The organism is Nonomuraea sp. IBHARD001, assembly GCF_056106265.1.
Window position 1 is genome coordinate 95,435 of sequence record NZ_JBWBBW010000001.1, and the last position, 16,505, is coordinate 111,939.

General features: G+C 71.3%; 15 protein-coding genes, 2 pseudogenes and 1 CRISPR repeat array. Of the genes and pseudogenes, 9 read left to right on the plus strand and 8 right to left on the minus strand.

The window, feature by feature from the left end:
- Positions 1-329 precede the first annotated feature (329 nt).
- Positions 330-1,638: direct repeats of the CRISPR family, unit length 28 nt; unit sequence GGAACATCCCCGCGTGCGCGGGGCCGAC.
- 362 nt (positions 1,639-2,000) lie between these two features.
- The 4 genes from ACTWNK_RS00325 to hemE all read right to left on the minus strand — a co-directional run bounded on the left by ACTWNK_RS00325 (position 2,001) and on the right by hemE (position 6,869).
- Positions 2,001-3,434 (minus strand): MFS transporter, encoded by a 1,434-nt coding sequence (locus tag ACTWNK_RS00325; protein ID WP_474301449.1) that lies wholly within the window; start codon positions 3,432-3,434, stop codon positions 2,001-2,003.
- A gap of 44 nt (positions 3,435-3,478) precedes the next feature.
- The gene (locus tag ACTWNK_RS00330) at positions 3,479-4,717 is read right to left on the minus strand and encodes an ATP-grasp domain-containing protein (protein ID WP_474301450.1); all 1,239 of its coding nucleotides are present in this window, start codon (positions 4,715-4,717) and stop codon (positions 3,479-3,481) included.
- Positions 4,718-4,976: 259 nt separating this feature from the next.
- Entirely contained in the window at positions 4,977-5,684 is a 708-nt protein-coding gene (hemQ, locus tag ACTWNK_RS00335; protein WP_474301451.1) for a hydrogen peroxide-dependent heme synthase, read from the minus strand.
- Between the two features lie 27 nt (positions 5,685-5,711).
- On the minus strand, positions 5,712-6,869 hold the full coding sequence (hemE, locus tag ACTWNK_RS00340) for a uroporphyrinogen decarboxylase (RefSeq protein WP_474301452.1): 1,158 nt from the start codon (positions 6,867-6,869) through the stop codon (positions 5,712-5,714).
- 518 nt (positions 6,870-7,387) lie between these two features.
- On the opposite strand from hemE, the gene hemA reads away from it, so the two are divergent.
- From hemA to ACTWNK_RS00360, 4 genes and pseudogenes are all read left to right on the plus strand, one after another.
- Positions 7,388-8,650 carry a glutamyl-tRNA reductase gene (gene hemA, locus ACTWNK_RS00345; RefSeq protein ID WP_474301453.1) on the plus strand — a complete coding sequence of 421 codons (1,263 nt, stop codon included), beginning with the start codon at positions 7,388-7,390 and terminating at the stop codon, positions 8,648-8,650.
- The gene (gene hemC / locus ACTWNK_RS00350; protein WP_474301454.1) at positions 8,647-9,621 is read left to right on the plus strand and encodes a hydroxymethylbilane synthase; all 975 of its coding nucleotides are present in this window, start codon (positions 8,647-8,649) and stop codon (positions 9,619-9,621) included. Before hemA ends, hemC begins: the two co-directional genes overlap by 4 nt.
- Positions 9,618-10,637: a porphobilinogen synthase gene (gene hemB / locus ACTWNK_RS00355; protein ID WP_474301455.1), complete on the plus strand. Its 1,020-nt coding sequence runs from the start codon at positions 9,618-9,620 to the stop codon at positions 10,635-10,637. Before hemC ends, hemB begins: the two co-directional genes overlap by 4 nt.
- 159 nt (positions 10,638-10,796) lie before the next feature.
- Positions 10,797-10,964: pseudogene (locus ACTWNK_RS00360) on the plus strand (universal stress protein); the annotation flags it as partial.
- A gap of 200 nt (positions 10,965-11,164) precedes the next feature.
- Here ACTWNK_RS00360 and ACTWNK_RS00365 read toward each other — a convergent pair.
- The 4 genes and pseudogenes from ACTWNK_RS00365 to ACTWNK_RS00380 form a co-directional block, all read right to left on the minus strand.
- Positions 11,165-11,287 (minus strand): hypothetical protein, encoded by a 123-nt coding sequence (locus tag ACTWNK_RS00365; RefSeq protein ID WP_474301766.1) that lies wholly within the window; start codon positions 11,285-11,287, stop codon positions 11,165-11,167.
- A 359-nt stretch (positions 11,288-11,646) separates the two neighbouring features.
- A pseudogene (locus ACTWNK_RS00370) lies at positions 11,647-11,856 on the minus strand (helix-turn-helix domain-containing protein); the annotation flags it as partial.
- A gap of 104 nt (positions 11,857-11,960) precedes the next feature.
- Positions 11,961-12,212, minus strand: a complete 252-nt coding sequence (locus ACTWNK_RS00375; RefSeq protein WP_474301456.1) for a hypothetical protein — start codon at positions 12,210-12,212, stop codon at positions 11,961-11,963.
- On the minus strand, positions 12,209-12,862 hold the full coding sequence (locus tag ACTWNK_RS00380; RefSeq protein ID WP_474301457.1) for a recombinase family protein: 654 nt from the start codon (positions 12,860-12,862) through the stop codon (positions 12,209-12,211). The genes ACTWNK_RS00375 and ACTWNK_RS00380 overlap by 4 nt, the downstream gene beginning before the upstream one ends.
- A 260-nt stretch (positions 12,863-13,122) precedes the next feature.
- Between ACTWNK_RS00380 and ACTWNK_RS00385 the strand changes: the two genes are divergently transcribed.
- The 5 genes from ACTWNK_RS00385 to ACTWNK_RS00405 all read left to right on the plus strand — a co-directional run bounded on the left by ACTWNK_RS00385 (position 13,123) and on the right by ACTWNK_RS00405 (position 16,478).
- Positions 13,123-14,073, plus strand: coding sequence for a hypothetical protein (locus ACTWNK_RS00385; RefSeq protein ID WP_474301458.1), 951 nt, complete (start codon positions 13,123-13,125; stop codon positions 14,071-14,073).
- Positions 14,070-14,642, plus strand: a complete 573-nt coding sequence (locus ACTWNK_RS00390; protein ID WP_474301459.1) for an AAA family ATPase — start codon at positions 14,070-14,072, stop codon at positions 14,640-14,642. Before ACTWNK_RS00385 ends, ACTWNK_RS00390 begins: the two co-directional genes overlap by 4 nt.
- A 20-nt stretch (positions 14,643-14,662) precedes the next feature.
- Entirely contained in the window at positions 14,663-15,379 is a 717-nt protein-coding gene (locus ACTWNK_RS00395; RefSeq protein ID WP_474301460.1) for a hypothetical protein, read from the plus strand.
- A gap of 404 nt (positions 15,380-15,783) precedes the next feature.
- Positions 15,784-16,110, plus strand: coding sequence for an ASCH domain-containing protein (locus ACTWNK_RS00400; protein ID WP_474301750.1), 327 nt, complete (start codon positions 15,784-15,786; stop codon positions 16,108-16,110).
- Positions 16,107-16,478 (plus strand): hypothetical protein, encoded by a 372-nt coding sequence (locus ACTWNK_RS00405; protein ID WP_474301461.1) that lies wholly within the window; start codon positions 16,107-16,109, stop codon positions 16,476-16,478. Before ACTWNK_RS00400 ends, ACTWNK_RS00405 begins: the two co-directional genes overlap by 4 nt.
- The last annotated feature ends 27 nt before the right edge of the window (positions 16,479-16,505 follow it).

The following is a 16,505-nucleotide window of genomic DNA, read 5'->3' on the forward strand; positions in this document are numbered from 1 at the left end:
CAGCAGGTGCCGGGGCGTGGTGGCCAGCGCCTCGTGCCATGGTGATCGAGGACGCCGTACCAGCTTGTCGGCCAGGGCTGCGGCAGAGGCTTCCCAGGACATTGGCAAGGCCTTTCGGATGGAGGTGGCGGCTACTTCTTGGGAGGCTTGGCAGGGTTGTAGTCCGGCTCACAGTAGGCGGGGTTGCAAACCTCACGTTCGGCGGGCGCGCAGTTGTTGCCGTCTCCTCGGGTGGGGTTGCACGCGTCGTCGTCAGGTTTGCAGGCGAGAACAGGGCGCGGGCGCGGGATGGTGGCCACCAGGTCGCGCCGCGGAGCACGGCCTCGTGGGGAACATCCCCGCGTGCGCGGGGCCGACCACAGCTCGGCCGTCTGCGCCAGCTGCCCAATAGGAACATCCCCGCGTGCGCGGGGCCGACATCGTGCAGGCTCTGACCGGCGTGCTGGCCGAAGGAACATCCCCGCGTGGGCGGGGCCGACACTTTCAACGGCGTCGCTGTGCTGCGCGGCCAGGGAACATCCCCGCGTGCGCCCGGCCGACGGCGTGGGCTTGTCCAGCAGGGCGGAGCCGATCGGAACATCCCCGCGTGCGCGGGGCCGACCTCCCCCACCACCTCCCCCTCCGCCGCCGGGGTGGAACATCCCCTCGTGCGCGGGGCCGACTGCCTGGAGGCCCTCTACGCCAAGGTCGTGGAGGGAACATCCCCGCGTGCGCGGGGCCGACCACGCCATGCCCGTCCCCATGGCCGACGCGAGCGGAACATCCCCGCGTGCGCGGGGCCGACCCGCAGCCAAGGGCTTGTTATATGCGCCATAACGGAACATCCCCGCGTGCGCGGGGCCGACCGCCGTCTGAAGATGCTCGGCCACGGTGATCGGGGAACATCCCCGCGTGCGCGGGGCCGACCTGCTCGTCACCGGGCGTGAGATGTGCGTGAGCGGAACATCCCCGCGTGCGCGGGGCCGACACATCTCAAAGGCGCAACAATCCCGTAGTCGGCGGAACATCCCCGCGTGCGCGGGGCCGACCAGGTCAGGTGTGCCGCGACGGCGCTGGTCAGGGGAACATCCCCGCGTGCGCGGGGCCGACTCCATCTCCGTGCGCGGGGACAGGCAGCAGGAGGGAACATCCCCGCGTGCGCGGGGCCGACTCCCCCACAACGAAACAGGGCAACTCGCATGAAGGAACATCCCCGTGTGCGCGGGGCCGACTTGAGGCCGAACGAGTCGCCCACGGAGGCGAGCGGAACATCCCCGCGTGCGCGGGGCCGACTAGAGGGCGATGGATCGGCCGCGCTCGATGAGGGGAACATCCCCGCGTGCGCGGGGCCGACGCCTTGACGATCTTCTCCATCTCCTTGTCCAGCGGAACATCCCCGCGTGCGCGGGGCCGACTCGAGGTGCAACCAGCAGGTGGTGTCGTCGGCCGGAACATCCCCGCGTGCGCGGGGCCGACAGACCGTGCGAACGTGTCGGGGGCACAGCGGTAGGAACATCCCCGCGTGCGCGGGGCCGACCCTGATCTTGGGCATCAGGCACCCCGCTTACGGGGAACATCCCCGCGTGCGCGGGGCCGACTTAAGAGCGGCGTTCTTCGTCATCGTCGGTCCCGGAACATCCCCGCGTGCGCGGGGCCGACACTTGCTGACCTGGCGCTTCTCTGGCAGGAAAGCGATTTCCCATTCGATTGATATCGGCAGTGTGCTGGCTTGAGATTCGATGGCGGCACAGGTCGTGTCTCGCCAGGAGCGATTCTAGTGTTGCCCGAGAATGCGTCTCTCCCTCTGGCATGGACGTTCAGCACAGAGCGCACATCCGTCGTTCCCTCGCGGATTGCTTCTCGGATATCGGCTCGTGATGGTCCCTGTGATCACCACATGGACAGCCGCATGTACCACTGCGCAGCCCGGAGCGGGATCGTTCAAGTCGCGCCTGCGCTACAGGTGAGAGTCGCCTGCGCAGGGCCTGGGCATGCGTTCAAGCGCTGGGGCCTGCTTCTGCTCAGCCTGCTGCAGCGGTCGTTGCGCACCTTCCTACCGGTTGTGATGGGCGCAGGGAGGAGCGGCTCATGGTGAGCAGGGCGCCTGCTGCTGCGGTGGTGGCGAGCAGGATGCAGGCGGCCAGGACAGTGGCGTAGCCAGCGTGGGGGCCGGGGATGACGGGGCTGGCCATCATGGCTGAGGCGGCGGCGATGCCCAGGGCGCCGCCGCTCATGCGGGCGCTCAAGCAGGAGCCAACCGCTGAGGCGTATTGGTGGGGGCCGACGGTGAGGGTGCCGGTGATGGAGGCGGTGGTGGCCAGAGCACCGAGCCCGGCGCCGAGTTCGATCAGCGCGGCCATGCTCAGGGCCGAAGGGGTGATGTCCCATAGGAGCAGCAGGCACGCCCCGATGATGAGGACGCATCCGGTGTAGGTCAGGGGGGCCGGGCCGTGTCGGCGGGCGAGCCTCCCGGCCAGCGGTGCGCTGATCATGGTCGCTGCCGACAGCGGGAGCAGGAGCAGGCCGGTCTGGACGGCTGAGGTGGTGATGGCCTGGAGGAACACAGGAGCCAGGAACAGCAGGGGAAAGGCGATGAGGCCGTAGATGCCGTTCAGGGCCCACGCCCAGGTGAATCCGGGTCTGCGCCACAGACTGAGGTCGATGGCCGGGGTGGGGTGGCGGCGCGAGCGCAGCCATGCCAGGGTCACGCAGGTGGCAGCGCAGGTGAGGGAGGCGAGCGCCCAGGGTGAGCGCCAGCCCCAGGCGGGGCTGTGGCAGATGGCCGCGATGAGCAGGGTGAGCCCTCCGGTGAGGAGAAACGCTCCGATGATGTCGGGGGTGGGGGCGCGCCGACGGCGTGGCGCGGGCAGCGCGAGGGCGGCGATGGTGAGGATCAGTGCGACGGCGGCGCCGGGCAGGAACAGTGCGCGCCAGCTGTGCAGGTCGATGAGCAGGCCGCCGAAGGCGTGACCGAATAGGCCGCCCAGGCCGGAGGCGCCACTCCACAGGGCGATGGCGCGGCTGCGCCGGGCGGGCGGGACCTCGTGCAGGAGCATGGCCAGGGAGGCGGGGATGAGGGCGGCCACGCCGAGGCCTTGCCCGGCGCGGAAGGCGAGCAGGGCGGGCCAGGATGGCGCCAGGGCTGCGGCCAGGGAGCCGGTGCCGAAGAGGGTGAGGCCGATGATGAGGAGGCGGCGGCGGCCGAAGGTGTCGGCGGCGCGGCCGGTGGTGGCCAGCAGGCCGGCCACGGGGGCGGCGTAGACGGTGCTGAGCCAGGAGGAGTGGGTGAGGCCGATGTCGTGGCCGGCCAGCCGGTCGGTGGTGAGGGCGGGCAGGGCGAGGGTGGCGGCGACGGTGTCGGTCATGATCATCGCCATGGCGCTGACGCACACGATCATGGCGACGGGGTCGCCGGCGCGGCTGCCGTGGCGGCGGTAGGGGCGCAGCACCTGCATCGCTGCGGGGGTGTGCGGCGCAGCGGGTGTGAAGGTGGGGGCGCTCACCATCGGTGGGCGCGCTGGGGTGCGCCTGCGGCCAGGCGCACCTGGTTGAGGCGGGCTGCGCAACTGGCGGCGTCGGCGCCGGTGACCAGTGCATACCCGCATTCTTGTGCTGCCAGGCCGAGGGCGGGGGAAGGGGGTGTGGCGGGGTCGGTGTGCCAGATGAGACGCTGCAGCCACGGCATGACCGTCAGCGAGCGCCGCAGGTGCTGGCGCAGGTCGCCGGTGCCGGGGGCGGCGGGCAGGTCCCCGGGGTGAAACAGGGCGGCTGCGGCGGCTGCGGGCAGGTGTTCGGCCATGTGCGGGGGTCGGCCGGTGGCTGCGCCGACGGCGAGGGCGCCCAGGTCGATGCCGAGGGCCAGGCGGGTCAGCTGGGCCAGCATGTCGTGGCCGCCGGCCGGGGTGATGGACAGGATCTGGGGGCCGGATGGGGGGCGGCGCATGGTGAGGTGGGTCAGGCCGTTGCCGACGCCGAGCGCGCCCAGGGCGAGGCTTGCGGCTTGGGTCAGGGCGCTGTCGCGGCGCAGGGGTTCGCCTGCGTCGATGAGGTAGCTGACGGTGCGGCCTTGGTGTCGGCCGTGGCGGGCCACGGCGAGGGGAAAGCTCACGCCTTGGTCGCTGAGCACGATCAGGGTGAGCAGGGGGCCTGGGGTGTCGGCCTCGATGAACAGGTGCGCCGGTGAGGGCGCCGCCGGTGTGGCTTCGAACAGCTGGCGCAGTTGGCCGGCTGAGCGGATGGGGGTCGGGGGGCGGGGCAGGCCGTGGCGGGGGCGTGCGAGGAGCGGGTAGCCCCAGGCGTCGGCGACGGTGAGGGCTTCGTCGAGGGTGTCGACGTGTTCGGCTTCGGGGGTGTCGAGGCCGACGGCGTGCAGGTAGCGGCGCAGTTGCCGGTGGTCGGACATGACGTGCGCGGCGTGGGCGCCGTAGCTGGGCAAGTGCAGCCGCTCGGCGACCTCGGCCGCGATGGGCGCCAGGTGCGGCTGGTGGGTCAGCACGGCGGCGGGGCGGGGGCCGGGGTGCTGCTGGAGGGCGTTGAGGATGGGGCGCGCGCCCAGGTGGGGGATGACGATCGGGTCGCAGGGCGCGGCGGCGGGCTGCAGTGGGCCGTCATCGGTGTCGACGGTCAGGATGGGGTGGCCTGCGGCCAGCAGGTCCGGGGCGCCGTAGGTGAGGTGGCCGCTGCTGTGGGGGTGCAGCGTCCACCAGGGCGGGGGAGTGGAGCGGCTGCCGAGGATCACGACCGGTCCGGTGTCGTCTTCTGCTCGGGTGCGGCGCGGTGCGCTCGCTGGCTTCTTGCGCTGGGGGACGGAGCGGGCAGGCGAGAGCGGCTGGGCGTGTGACGCCCCTGCGCCCGTTGACGGCTCGGGGGGCGACGCCGGGGCGGCAGGGGACGGCGCGGCGGGAAAGATGGCGGTGAGGTCGGTCACAACGGTCCTTCGCATCAAGCGCGCGCTGGAGGCATGCGGCGCAGACGGGGGTCGGGGGCAGTGCGGAAGGTCAGGGCAGGGCGGCGATGAGTTCGCTCACCGGTTTGCGTACGCCGGTGAAGAACGGGATCTCCTCGCGGGTGTGCCTGCGGGCCTTCGCCGCGCGCAGGGTGCGCATCAGGTCGACGATGCGGTGCAGTTCGTCGGCCTCGAAGGCCAGCATCCACTCGTAGTCGTTGAGGGAGAAGCACGCCACCGTGTTGGCCCGCACGTCCGGGTAGTCGCGTGCCATCTTGCCGTGCTCGGCCAGCATGCGGCGGCGGTCGGCGTCGTCGAGCAGATACCACTCCAGCGACCGCACGAACGGATACACCGACACGTAACCGCGCGGCTCCTCCTCGGCCAGGAACGCCGGGATGTGCGAGGTGTTGAACTCGGCGGGCCGGTGCAGCGCCATCGCCGACCACACCGGCTCGCTGAGGCGGCCGAGCCCGGTGCGCCGGAAACGGGAGTAAACCTCCTGCAGGTCCTCGGCCGTGGGCGCGTGCCACCAGAACATGTAGTCGGCATCAGCCCTGAAGGCGGCCACGTCGTAGAGCCCTCGGGTCACGATGTCCTTGCTCGCCGCCTGCTCCAGCAGCTCGCCGACCTCGTCGGCCATGCCCTCCCTGTTGCCGGGGCACCCTTCGGTGGTCTTGAACACCGACCACATGGTGTAGCGGATCACCTGGTTCAGGTCGCGCGCTGTGAGCCGGGCGCGAACCTCACTGCCGGTCACGGGGCCTCCTTTCTGGCGGCGAGAGTGTCAGGGGTGCAGAAACAGCGGCTGGAGCACGCCGGTGCTGGGCCGGGGTGGGACACCCACCTCGTGCACCAGGTCGACCAGGCGCTTGAGCTGGTCGGGGTCGGTGTTGGGCAGCACGCCGTGGCCGAGGTTGAACACGTGGCCCTCGGCCGCCTCCGCCCTGCGCACGATGTCGCGGGCGCGGCTCTCGACGGCCTCCCACGGGGTCAGCAGGATGGCCGGGTCCAGGTTGCCCTGCAGCGCCTTGCCCGGTCCGACCCTGCGCGCGGCCTCGTCCAGCGGGACGCGCCAGTCGACGCCCACCACGTCGGCGCCGGCCTCGCCCAGCACGCCGAGCAGCTCGCCGGTGCCGACACCGAAGTGGATGCGCGGGGCGCCGAGCCCTTCGAGCCCGGCGAAGATCCGGCTGGTGTAGGGCAGCACGAACTCGCGGTAGTCGTCGGGCGAGATCGCGCCGACCCAGGAGTCGAACAGCTGCACGGCCGAGGCGCCCGCGGCGATCTGCAGGCGCAGGTGCTCAAGGACGATGACCGTGAGCCGCTCCATGAGCGCGTGCCACAGGCGCGGCTCGCCGTACATCATGGCCTTGGTGTGGTCGTGGTTCTTGGAGGGGCCGCCCTCGACGAGGTAGGAGGCGAGGGTGAAGGGTGCTCCGGCGAAGCCGATGAGCGGTGTCGCGCCGAGCTCGGCGACCAGGGCGCCGATGGCCTCGGTGACGTAGGGCACGTCGCCCGGCTCCAGGGGGCGCAGCACGCCGAGCCCGGCCTCGTCGCGGATCGGGTCGGCGATGACGGGGCCGACGCCGGGCTTGATGTCGAGGTCGACGCCGATCGCCCTGAGCGGCACGACGATGTCGCTGAAGAAGATGGCCGCGTCGACGCCGTAGCGGCGGACCGGCTGCAGGGTGATCTCGACGATGAGGTCGGGCCGCTCGCACGCCTGGAGCATGGGCACGCCTTCGCGGATCCTGAGGTATTCGGGCAGCGAACGCCCTGCTTGACGCATGAACCACACGGGGGTGTGGCTCACGCCCTGGCGGCGGCAGGCGCGAAGGAACGCCGAGTGCTGCAGGCGCTCGTCGTTGACCGGTGGCTGCCGGGGTGGTGTGGCGGCCGCGGGCGGGGTGAAGGGGGAGATGAGATAGGCGGGCTTGCTCATCACAGCATGGCTTTCCATTTTCGTGGGGCAAATGGTGTGGGGTGATATCGGTGGGGCCGCCCCTTGGCTGGGGCGGGTGTTGTAAGCGGATGGCTGGCCCGGCTACTGGTCCGGCGACGGCGGCTCATGCGCCGGTGTTGGGGCCCCGGCGCAGGGTTTGCCGCTGCCGGGCGGTGACCTTCGAGCAGTTCACACGCCGTCGACCACCGTCTTCGGTTGCGGGAAGCGTGCGGTGCGAGCAGGGGCGGACCGGTTGTCCGGTGGGCGCCACCGGGGGCGAGGACGCCTGGGCGTCGCGGGTTGAGAACACCGACAAGGCATGACATTCCATCTGACTGGCCTTTCTCAATGAGGTAAGGCTCGCCACAGTATCTGCCCTGACAAGCGTTTGACAGCATCCTTGATAATTTCCTGACAAGGGCCATCTTTGTCCGTAAGGTCGTGCTCGTCGCCCTGACGCGGACGCCGCATTCCCCTCCTTCCGTCCGAAGGCACCCATCCGAGAGAGTGAGGCGCCAGTGAACCTGCTGGCCATCGGCATCAGCCACCACAGCGCCCCCATCAGCCTGCTCGAGCGCGCCCACGCCACCGGGGCGGCCCTGCTCGGCCTGCAAGAACGCATCCGGCGCCACCCCGAGGTGAGCCAAGCGCTCGTGCTGTCCACCTGCAACCGCCTCGAGGTCTACGCCGCCGCCCGCCACCTGCACACCGCCGGCGCCGCCATCACCGGCATGCTCGCCCAGCACGCCGGCCTGCCCCCCGGCCACCTCGCCCCGCACCTGCGCATCCGATGCAACGACGAGGCGGTGCGGCACGTGTTCACCCTCGCCTGCGGCCTGGACTCCATCGTCGTCGGCGAAAGCCAGATCCTCGGCCAGCTGCGCGATGCGCTCACCCGCGCCCAAATCCACGCCAGCATCGGCGCCGAACTCAACCAGCTGATGCAGCAGGCGCTACGCGTCGGCAAACGAGCGCGCACCGAAACCGCCATCGACGCCGAAGGCGCCTCCCTGCTCAGCGCCGGGCTCGCCCTGGCCGGCCCCCTGCACGGCCGGCGCGTGCTGCTGATAGGCGCCGGCGCCCTCAGCGCCCTGGCCGCCGCCACCGTCACCCGGGCCGGAGCCGCCAGCCTCACCATCGCCAACCGCACCCTGGCCCGCGCCCACAAGCTCGCCGCCACCGTCGGCGCACACGCCCTGCCCCTGCACCAGGCAGGCCACCACCTGGCCAAGGCCGACCTGGTCATCACCTGCGTCGGCTCCGGCACACCGCTCATCACCCCGGCCATGATCGGCCCCAGCCCGATCAGCACCCCTATCACCCTGCTCGACCTGGCCATGCCGCACGACATCAGCCCCGCCGTCGGCCGCCGCAGCGGAGTACGCCTGATCAACCTGGCCCAGATCAAAGCCGCCCGCGCCGCCGCAGGAACTCCCAGCAGCGTGGGCGCCGTCCGCGCGATCATCGACGGCGAATGCGCCGCCTACCGCGACTGCGAACGCGCCGCCCGCCTCACCCCAGCCGTCGCCGCACTCCAGCAAGCTGCCGCCGACGTCGTCAACGCCGAACTCGCCCGGCTGCTGGCCCGCCTGCCCGACCTCGATCAGGGCGTGCGCCGCGCCCTGCATCTCAGCCTGCACCGGGTGGCCGCCAAACTCGTGCACACCCCCACCGTCCGCCTCAAACAACTGGCCGAAGCACCTCCCAGCAGCTACCACCAAGCCGTCGTCGACCTGTTCGACCTCCGCACCGCCACCGGCACGCCGAAGCTGCCCGCATGAGCCGCCCCCCGCTGCGCCTGGGCACCCGCCGCAGCCCCCTGGCCATGGCCCAAGCCCGCCTCGTCGCCGACGCCTACACCGCCCTCACCCGCCACCCGGTCGACCTCGTCGGCATCACCACCTGGGGCGACGTCACCACCAGCGCCCTGGCCCGCATCGGCGGCGACGGGTTGTTCGTCGCCGACCTGCGCGAGCAACTCGCCCGCGGCGCCGTCGACGCCGTCGTGCACTCCCTCAAGGACCTGCCCACCCAGCCCGACACCCGCTTCACCCTGGCCGCCGTGCCCGCCCGCGCCGACCCCCGCGACGCCCTCGTCGGCCCGACACCGTTCACCGACCTTGCTCCCGGGGCGAAGGTCGGCACCGGCTCGCCCCGCCGCATCGCCATGCTGCGTGCCCTGCGCCCCGACCTGGACTACGTTGCGGTCCGCGGCAACGCCGGCACCCGCATCGGCAAAGTCACCGCCGGTGAACTGCACGCCGTCGTCCTGGCCGCCGCAGCCTTGGCCCGCCTGCAGCGCACCCCCGAGATCGCCACCTTCTTCGACCTCGACCAGATGCTGCCCGCCCCCGGCCAAGGCGCCCTCGCCGTCGAGTGTCTCAGCACCCGCACCGCCCTCATCGGCGCCCTGTCAGGCCTCGATGACGCCCGCACCCGCGCCGCCGTCGAAGCCGAACGCAAGGTGCTTCGGGTGCTGGAGGCGGGCTGCTCGGCACCCGTCGGCGCCCACGCCGGCGTCGAAGGACTCACCCTGCACCTGAGCGCCATCGCGATCAGCGCCGACGGCGGCGCCTGCATCCGGCGCGCCAACGTCGGCGCCGCCCAGTTCCCCGCCGAACTCGGTTTCGCCGTCGGCCTGCAGATGCTCGCCGAAGGCGCCCGCGACCTCATGACAGCCGGCCCTGCAGCGCTTGCCTCCTCACGCCACCTGCAGCCGCCGGGGGACAGCGGCGGCGGAGAACACCGATGAGCGCCCCTTCCTACCCTGCGGCCAGGCCAAGGCGGCTGCGTCGCGACGGGGCGATGCGGCGCATGGTGGCGGGCACGCGGCTGCATGCCGCCGATCTGATCCTGCCGCTGTTCGTCAAGGAGGGCATCGAGGCGCCGCACCCGATCGGCTCGATGCCGGGCGTGGTGCAGCACACCCGCGACTCGCTGCGCAAGGCCGCGCACGAGGCGGCGCAGGCGGGGGTGGGCGGGCTCATCCTGTTCGGCATCCCGGCGGTGAAGGACGCGCGCGGCTCGGCGGCCGACGACCCCGACGGCATCGTGCAGGTGGCGGTGGCGGACGTGCGGGCCGAGGTCGGCGACGAGCTGGTGGTGATCACCGACACCTGTCTCGACGAGTTCACCGACCACGGCCACTGCGGCCTGCTGACCGCCGACGGCGAGGTGGACAACGACGCCACGTTGGAGCGTTACGCCGCCGCCGCCGTGGCGCAGGCACGGGCGGGCTCGCAGGTCATCGCGCCGAGCGGCATGATGGACGGCCAGGTGGGCGCGATCAGGACGGCGCTCGACGGCGCCGGGTTCGAGCAGCTGCCCATCATGGCGTACTCCGTGAAGTTCGCCTCCGCCTTCTTCGGCCCCTTCCGGGAGGCGGCCGAGTGCGCGCCGCAGTTCGGCGACCGCAGCGCCTACCAGCAGGACCCGGCGGGGCCGATCGGGGAGCCGCTGCGCGAGGTGCGCCTGGACCTGGCCGAGGGCGCCGACATGGTGATGGTCAAGCCGGCCCTGGCCTACCTGGACGTGTTGCGCCAGGTCCGAGACGTGGTCGACGTGCCGGTCGCGGCGTACCAGGTGAGCGGCGAGTACGCGATGGTCGAGGCGGCGGCGGCAGGCGGCTGGATCGACAGGGAGCGAGTGATCATGGAATCGCTCGTCGCGATCCGCCGGGCCGGAGCCGACATGATCCTCACCTATTGGGCCACTGAGACAGCTCGGAGCCTCACCCGTGACAGGTGCCGTGCCAGGCCCGCTCCGTGAAAAGCTCTTTGTCCAGCCGAGCCCCGCGCCACCGTCTCTTGGGCTGGATGCCGTCGCGCTCGGAGCAGGTGAGGTCAGGCTGCTGAAGGAGGCTCTGGCCAGAATGCGGGAGCGGCATCCTGGTGCGCGGGGGGTCGAGGAGGTCGTCGAGGAGACTCGGCTCAGGCGCTGCGGCAGGTGGCGGGGGCGGCAGGCCTGCTCGTGGTCGGCTCGCGCGGGCACGGCGAGGTCGCCGGGATGCTCCTCGGCTCGCTCAGCCAGGCATGCTGCACCATGCCGTGCCCGCCAGCGATGGTGCGCTCACACGACGCGCTTCGATCGCAGTAGTGGCAGATGCGATCGAGGGTCTGGCCGGCGGTCTTGGTCTAGCTGAACGGCTTGGTGTTCTCGTTCCAGATCTTGATCCACTCCTCCAGCGCGCTCTTGAGCGTCCGGGGAGCAGGAGGTGCTGCGCTCCAGGCAGCGGCGCTCCAGCTCGGCGAACCAGCGCTCGATCTGGTTGATCGAGGATGAGGTCGGGGTGACGTTCACGCGAAGCGCGGGTGGGCCAGCAGCCGGGCGTGCACCACCGGCGCCTTGTGGGTGGACAGGTTGTCGCAGATGAGACGAACCGCCAAGCCCGGTTCGACCTGGCGGTCGATCTCCTGCACGAAGTCGCGGAAGCCGACGGCGCGATGCCGCGCCGACAGCTTGCGCCGGTGGCCGTGTTCAAGGCGGCGAGCAGATCGACGGTGCCGTGCCGGACATGGTCGAAGCTGCGCCGCTCAGGCACACCGGGCAGCATCGGCAGGACCGGAGCGCTCCGCTGCAACGCCCGAATCTGAGGTTTCTCATCGACGGCGAACACCGCGGCATGCGCGGACAGGGCCGGACACAGTCCAGCCATCTCCCGGATCTTGTCGATCAGCAACCGATCGGCCGAGATCTTGAAGCCCTCGGTGCGCCAAGGCTGCAGCCCGAACGCCTGCCAGGTGTGCAGCACACTGCTCGCCGCGATGCCCACCCGGCGGGCCGTTTCCCGCTTGGACCAGTGCGCGGACCCGGACGGCACCCCCTCCAACGTGCGCATCACCACCTCCTCCACCTGGGTGTCGGTCATGGTGCGCGGCCCGCCAGGCACGGGCTCATCGCACAGCCCGTCTAGTCGGCGAGCCAGGAACCGGCTGCGCCAGCGGGCCGCCGTCTCGCGATTCAGCCGCAACCGGGCCACCACCGCCACGTTGCGGGGCTTGAGCTGCAACCGCCCGAGAAGTGGCGTTAGTGAGCCGCCGGGGCGCGGCTTAGCGCCACTGGCCGGGGCAATGCAGGTGGACGAGCCACGGGCTACTGCTGGGCGGTGTGGATGCGGGTGGTGTAGACGCGGTGGGCCTTGCGGGCGGCGGTCGTGGCGTCGGTGGCGGCCAGGGCCGTGCTCTGCTGCAGGGCGTTGTGGTGGACGGCGAGCGGCGCGGTGAGGCGGATGCAGTAGCCCTGGCCGCGGCGGATGATCCGCCCCCAGATGAGCGCCTGGCGGATGGTGTCGTCGCCGTCGGCCCGCAGGTGGTCGGCGAGCAGGCCGGGCAGGTCGAGCGTCACCGGCGTGTCGGTGTCCGGAGCGGGCGGGTCGGTGAGGGCGGCGGGTGTGTCGAGGTCGTCGGGGAGCCGGCGGGCTCCTGCGGTGTCCAGACGCGGCGGATGGTCTTGGGGGCGACGTGGTGCTGTCGGGCGAGGGCTTTGACGGCGGCGCCCTGCTGGTAGGCGGTGACGACGTCGGCGGCCGCGCTGTCGTCGAGGCGGGCGGGTCGTCCGAAGGTCTTGCCGGAGGCCCCGGCGGCGGCGACGCCTTGCCGGATGTTCTCGCTGATCATGTCGCGTTGGAATTCCAGGACCGAGGCGAGCATGTTGACCATCATCTTGGTGCCGGGGTCGTCGGCGGCCAGGTCGATCCCGGACAGCAGTCCGGATTCGACGCGCAGGTGCAGGCCGCGGATGAGGACGGGGCGCAGGGCGAGGATGTCGGCGACGGAGCGCAACAGGCGGGCGGCGTCGGCGATGCGGATCGTGCCGCCGACGGCGGCCTCGTGCAGGAGAGCGGTGAACCCGGCGCGGTCGAGGGACAGCTGCCGGGTGGAGGTGGCGGGGTCGTCGTAGACGGGGGCGCCGGAGGCGATCAGCGCGGCCAGGGCGGGCCGCTGGCGGGCGTCGGTCTGCTTGTCGGTGGAGTGCCGCAGGGAGATCCGGTCCATCGTCGGTCCTCCGTCCCGGGCCGCCGAGCGGGTTCGGCGGGTTCGCCGACCCATCTTTGGGGGCGGAATCGGGGGGGGCGTAAGTAGGGATCGGATCTGATTGGATCGGCGCCACCTTCCGGCAGGTCGAGTGCGCGTTCGCGATGGGATCGGCGGCGGGGGCGCAAACGAACGATTCCGCACCCGTGACGGGAACGGTTCTGGGCAATTCATGGGCTCAGGATTGGGTATTTTCTGGGCATCGTGTGGGATGCTGGGGCGTGACCCTTTCCAAGATCTCCGTGCCTCCCGATCGGGAGGAGAGTCCGCTGCTGGAGCTCTACGAGGAAATGCGGGCGGTCGTGCGGTACGGGCTGCCGATCCACCCCGACCGGGCGGGCCCGCATCTGCTGGCACTGCCCGCCGTCCGTGCCCGGGCGCTGGACCCCGGGGACCGCGCCAGCCTGGCCCGCGCGCTGGAGGCGGCTCTGCGCGAGGAAGTCCAGCGGCTGAACCACGAGCTCGCCCCTGCGGCTGCACTGCTGCTGGGCACCGACTCCTCGATGGCGGGCGCGCGGCTGACGGTGCGGCGTGAGGGCGCTGCGAAGGCCAGCGGGTACGAACTGCACCACTTCCGCAAGCGGATCGAGCCGAAGATCTGGAGCCTGTTGGTCGGTCTGCTCGGGCGCGCCGGCGATGCCTCCGCTGTGGTCGCGCCGGTCCTGTATCCCGCTCACCGGCCCCTGGTGCTCCCGGCCGACGTGTTCGCTTGGGAGGCCGTCGAGCACCAGCAGGCCGTGGCCGCCTTGTGGGGCGCGGTGTACCTGCTGCGCGCCGAGCTCCTGCGGACCGCGGCGTTGGTCAGCATGGGTTCGGGAGACGAGCTGGTCGCGGCCGCGGCGTCCGCGTTGTGGCGGCACGCGGCGGTCCTGCACTACTCGGCCCGCTACCGGGCCGCCTACGGGCAGGTCCTCCTGCACAGCAAGGTCGGCGGCGACCTGCGCCCGGAGCAGATCGCCGCGTCGGCCGGCTGGACCCCCGAGCTGACGCCCGCCCAGGAACTCCTGCTGGTCCAGGTCGCCACTCCCGAAACCGGCGCGCTCGACTTCCTGACCGCGCTGGCCTGCGCCACGGGCGGCCCGCTGCTCATCTCGACCTGGCAGCAGGCGCTGACCGGCCGCGCCCCGAGGACCGGCCCCGATCGCGAACGAGAAGAAGGACCGCACGCATGAGCCTCGACCAGCTCCTCAACCCCAACACGCCGCCGCGCCGGTACGTCATCACCGGCGGCCCGTCCTCGGGCAAGGAGGCCGTGTTCGGCCTGCTCCACGAGATGGAGATCCCGTCGACCGAGGGCGAGCCCGCCCGGGAGATCTACCGTAAGCACCGTGACCGGCTCGGCCGACATCTCCAGGTCGGTGATCGGCAGGAGTACTCCCGCGACGTCCTGGCCTCGTTCGTCGCGGAGTTCTGCGACCACAAGGCGGACCTGCGGTTCTACAACCGCGGCATCCCCGATGGGTACGGGTGGGACGCCTTCTTCGGGCTGCGCCCCTACCCCGAGCTGGAGGAGGCGACCCGGATATACCGCTACGACGCGGTGTTCGTGCTGGACGGCCTGGACGACTTCGACTCCGAGGACGACCTGGTGTGGGCCACGGAACGGGAGATCCGCCGCGTCCACGAGCTGATCGTCCAGGGCTACTACGACGCCGGCTACAAGCCGATCTTCGTCCCGGCCGACGAGCCGCGCCGCCGGATCGACTTCATCTGCGCCCAGCTCCCCGTCCCCGCCATCTGAGCAGAAGGGCACGATCCTCGATGAACGGCACCAACGGCTTGGAGATCGTCAGCCCGAACAACGTCCTGGCCAACGCGATCCGCCGCAGCGTCGACATGGTGCGACGCCGCCTGCAGGCCACCAACCCTGACCGGGTCGCGTTCTGCGTCGGCACCCAGATCAACGGCGCTCCCCACCGCGGCACGTCCCTGGTGCAGACGGCGGCGTTCCTGCTGGCCAAGCAGAGCAAGCGGGCCTTCGGCGTCGACACGATCGTCCGGTTCGGCGCGCTCGACAACGCCCCCTACGACGTCCGTCTCGACCCGGAGACACACCACGCCTATCAGACCACCTACTTCCACGGGCTCGGCGCGGACGGGGTGGAGGACCTGCTCGGGAAGTACTACCGGGCGATGTTCGACTCCCTGGCGGATGCGACCGGTGTCGACTACGAGATCGAGACCTACACCAGCCAGCAGGCCGACCCCGCCTTCCGACACGAGTTCCTCGCCACCCTCAGCTGCCTCGACCAGATCCGGTGGCCACTGGAGCCCTCGCACGGCCAGGTCCACATCCGGCTGCCCTGCCCGAGTTGCGGGTGGGCAGAAAGCGGGCCGAGCGCACGCGGCTGTTGCGCACCGGGTCGGGTGGCGCGGACTTCGCCGCGGTCTGCACCGACCACGGCGACTACGAGATCGCGGTCACCGCCGACACCAGCGCCTACCTGGACCTGGCCACCCTGTACCGGAACCTGGTGAAGGAGCGCCTGGCCGTCCGCGACCACGTGACCCTGTCGGTCATGGTGAAGGGCGGCGACTGGGCGTACGGCTGCCAGCTCGTCGACGAGGCGTTCGCGCAGCTGCTCGGGTTGGCCCCGCCCCCGAGGGTGTTCACGCCGATGGTGCTCACCGACACCGGCGCCAAGCTGTCGAAGTCCCTGATCCGGGACGGCAGGGCCACGATCCCGCCCGGCGCCCGGCCCTGGATGCTCGACGTCACCGACTGGGACGGCGACACCGACTCCCTCGTCGACGCCATGGTCTGGCTGGTCGGCAAGATGATCGCCGACCCCAAGCACTTCTACCGCTCCTACACCACCGCCGAACTGGACAGGATCATGACCGCACGCCCCGCCACCACCACGGGCGTACGCGCCCGCGAGATGAACCTCTATCGCCGCTACTTCGACCTCGTCGCGAACGGCACCAAGACGATCGAGGTCCGCGTCCAGTACCCCAACCTGCGCAACCTGTCCGCCAGCGACCACATCCGCTTCGTGTGCGGCCGCGATGAGGCCCTCACCAGGGTCAAGCGCGTCGCCCGGTACGGCTCGTTCGAGGAGATGCTCGACGCCGAAGGTCCCACGCGGGTGAACCCGACCAGCCCCCGCGACCAGCAACTCGCTAACATCCGCCGCATCTACGGCCCGGAGAAGGAGGCCCTGGGCGTGCTGGCCATCGAGATCGAGCTGATCGAGGAGCCGGTGTGACCGCGCGGGAGAAGGACCCGACAACGGTCGATTTGATGATCGACCTGCTGACCGAGCTGGCCGCGTCCCTACCGGACGGACTGGACACGTCGTTCCGGGTCGCGGTCTGCGCCGGAGACTCCGACTCCGAGCCGAGCCTGCTCTTCGTCAGCCGCGCCGAGGTCGAGGAGGCCACCGAGTACGCCGCCGACGGGACCGCCGGCACGCTCGCGCTGCTGCGCGCCCACATCCATCCCGGCGACGACGCGGGCGAGCGGCTGACCGGCCCCGGCACCCTGGTCGACGAGGCGATCGCCGCGATCCTGGACCAGGCGCCCCCTCCGATGCCACCGGCCGGTAGAACGCCTCATTCGATCTTCAGTTTCTAAAACCACACTGAGAACAACGCCACGGCC

Bases quoted from the DNA above. Each gene is read 5' to 3' on its own strand.
- ACTWNK_RS00390 (WP_474301459.1), top strand. From the start codon at position 14,070: ATGAGCCTCGACCAGCTCCTCAACCCCAACACGCCGCCGCGCCGGTAC.
- hemC (WP_474301454.1), top strand. From the start codon at position 8,647: ATGAGCCGCCCCCCGCTGCGCCTGGGCACCCGCCGCAGCCCCCTGGCC.
- ACTWNK_RS00400 (WP_474301750.1), top strand. From the start codon at position 15,784: ATGAACCTCTATCGCCGCTACTTCGACCTCGTCGCGAACGGCACCAAG.
- hemB (WP_474301455.1), top strand. From the start codon at position 9,618: ATGAGCGCCCCTTCCTACCCTGCGGCCAGGCCAAGGCGGCTGCGTCGC.
- ACTWNK_RS00325 (WP_474301449.1), bottom strand. From the start codon at position 3,434: ATGCAGGTGCTGCGCCCCTACCGCCGCCACGGCAGCCGCGCCGGCGAC.
- hemE (WP_474301452.1), bottom strand. From the start codon at position 6,869: ATGAGCAAGCCCGCCTATCTCATCTCCCCCTTCACCCCGCCCGCGGCC.
- ACTWNK_RS00380 (WP_474301457.1), bottom strand. From the start codon at position 12,862: ATGGACCGGATCTCCCTGCGGCACTCCACCGACAAGCAGACCGACGCC.
- ACTWNK_RS00395 (WP_474301460.1), top strand. From the start codon at position 14,663: ATGAACGGCACCAACGGCTTGGAGATCGTCAGCCCGAACAACGTCCTG.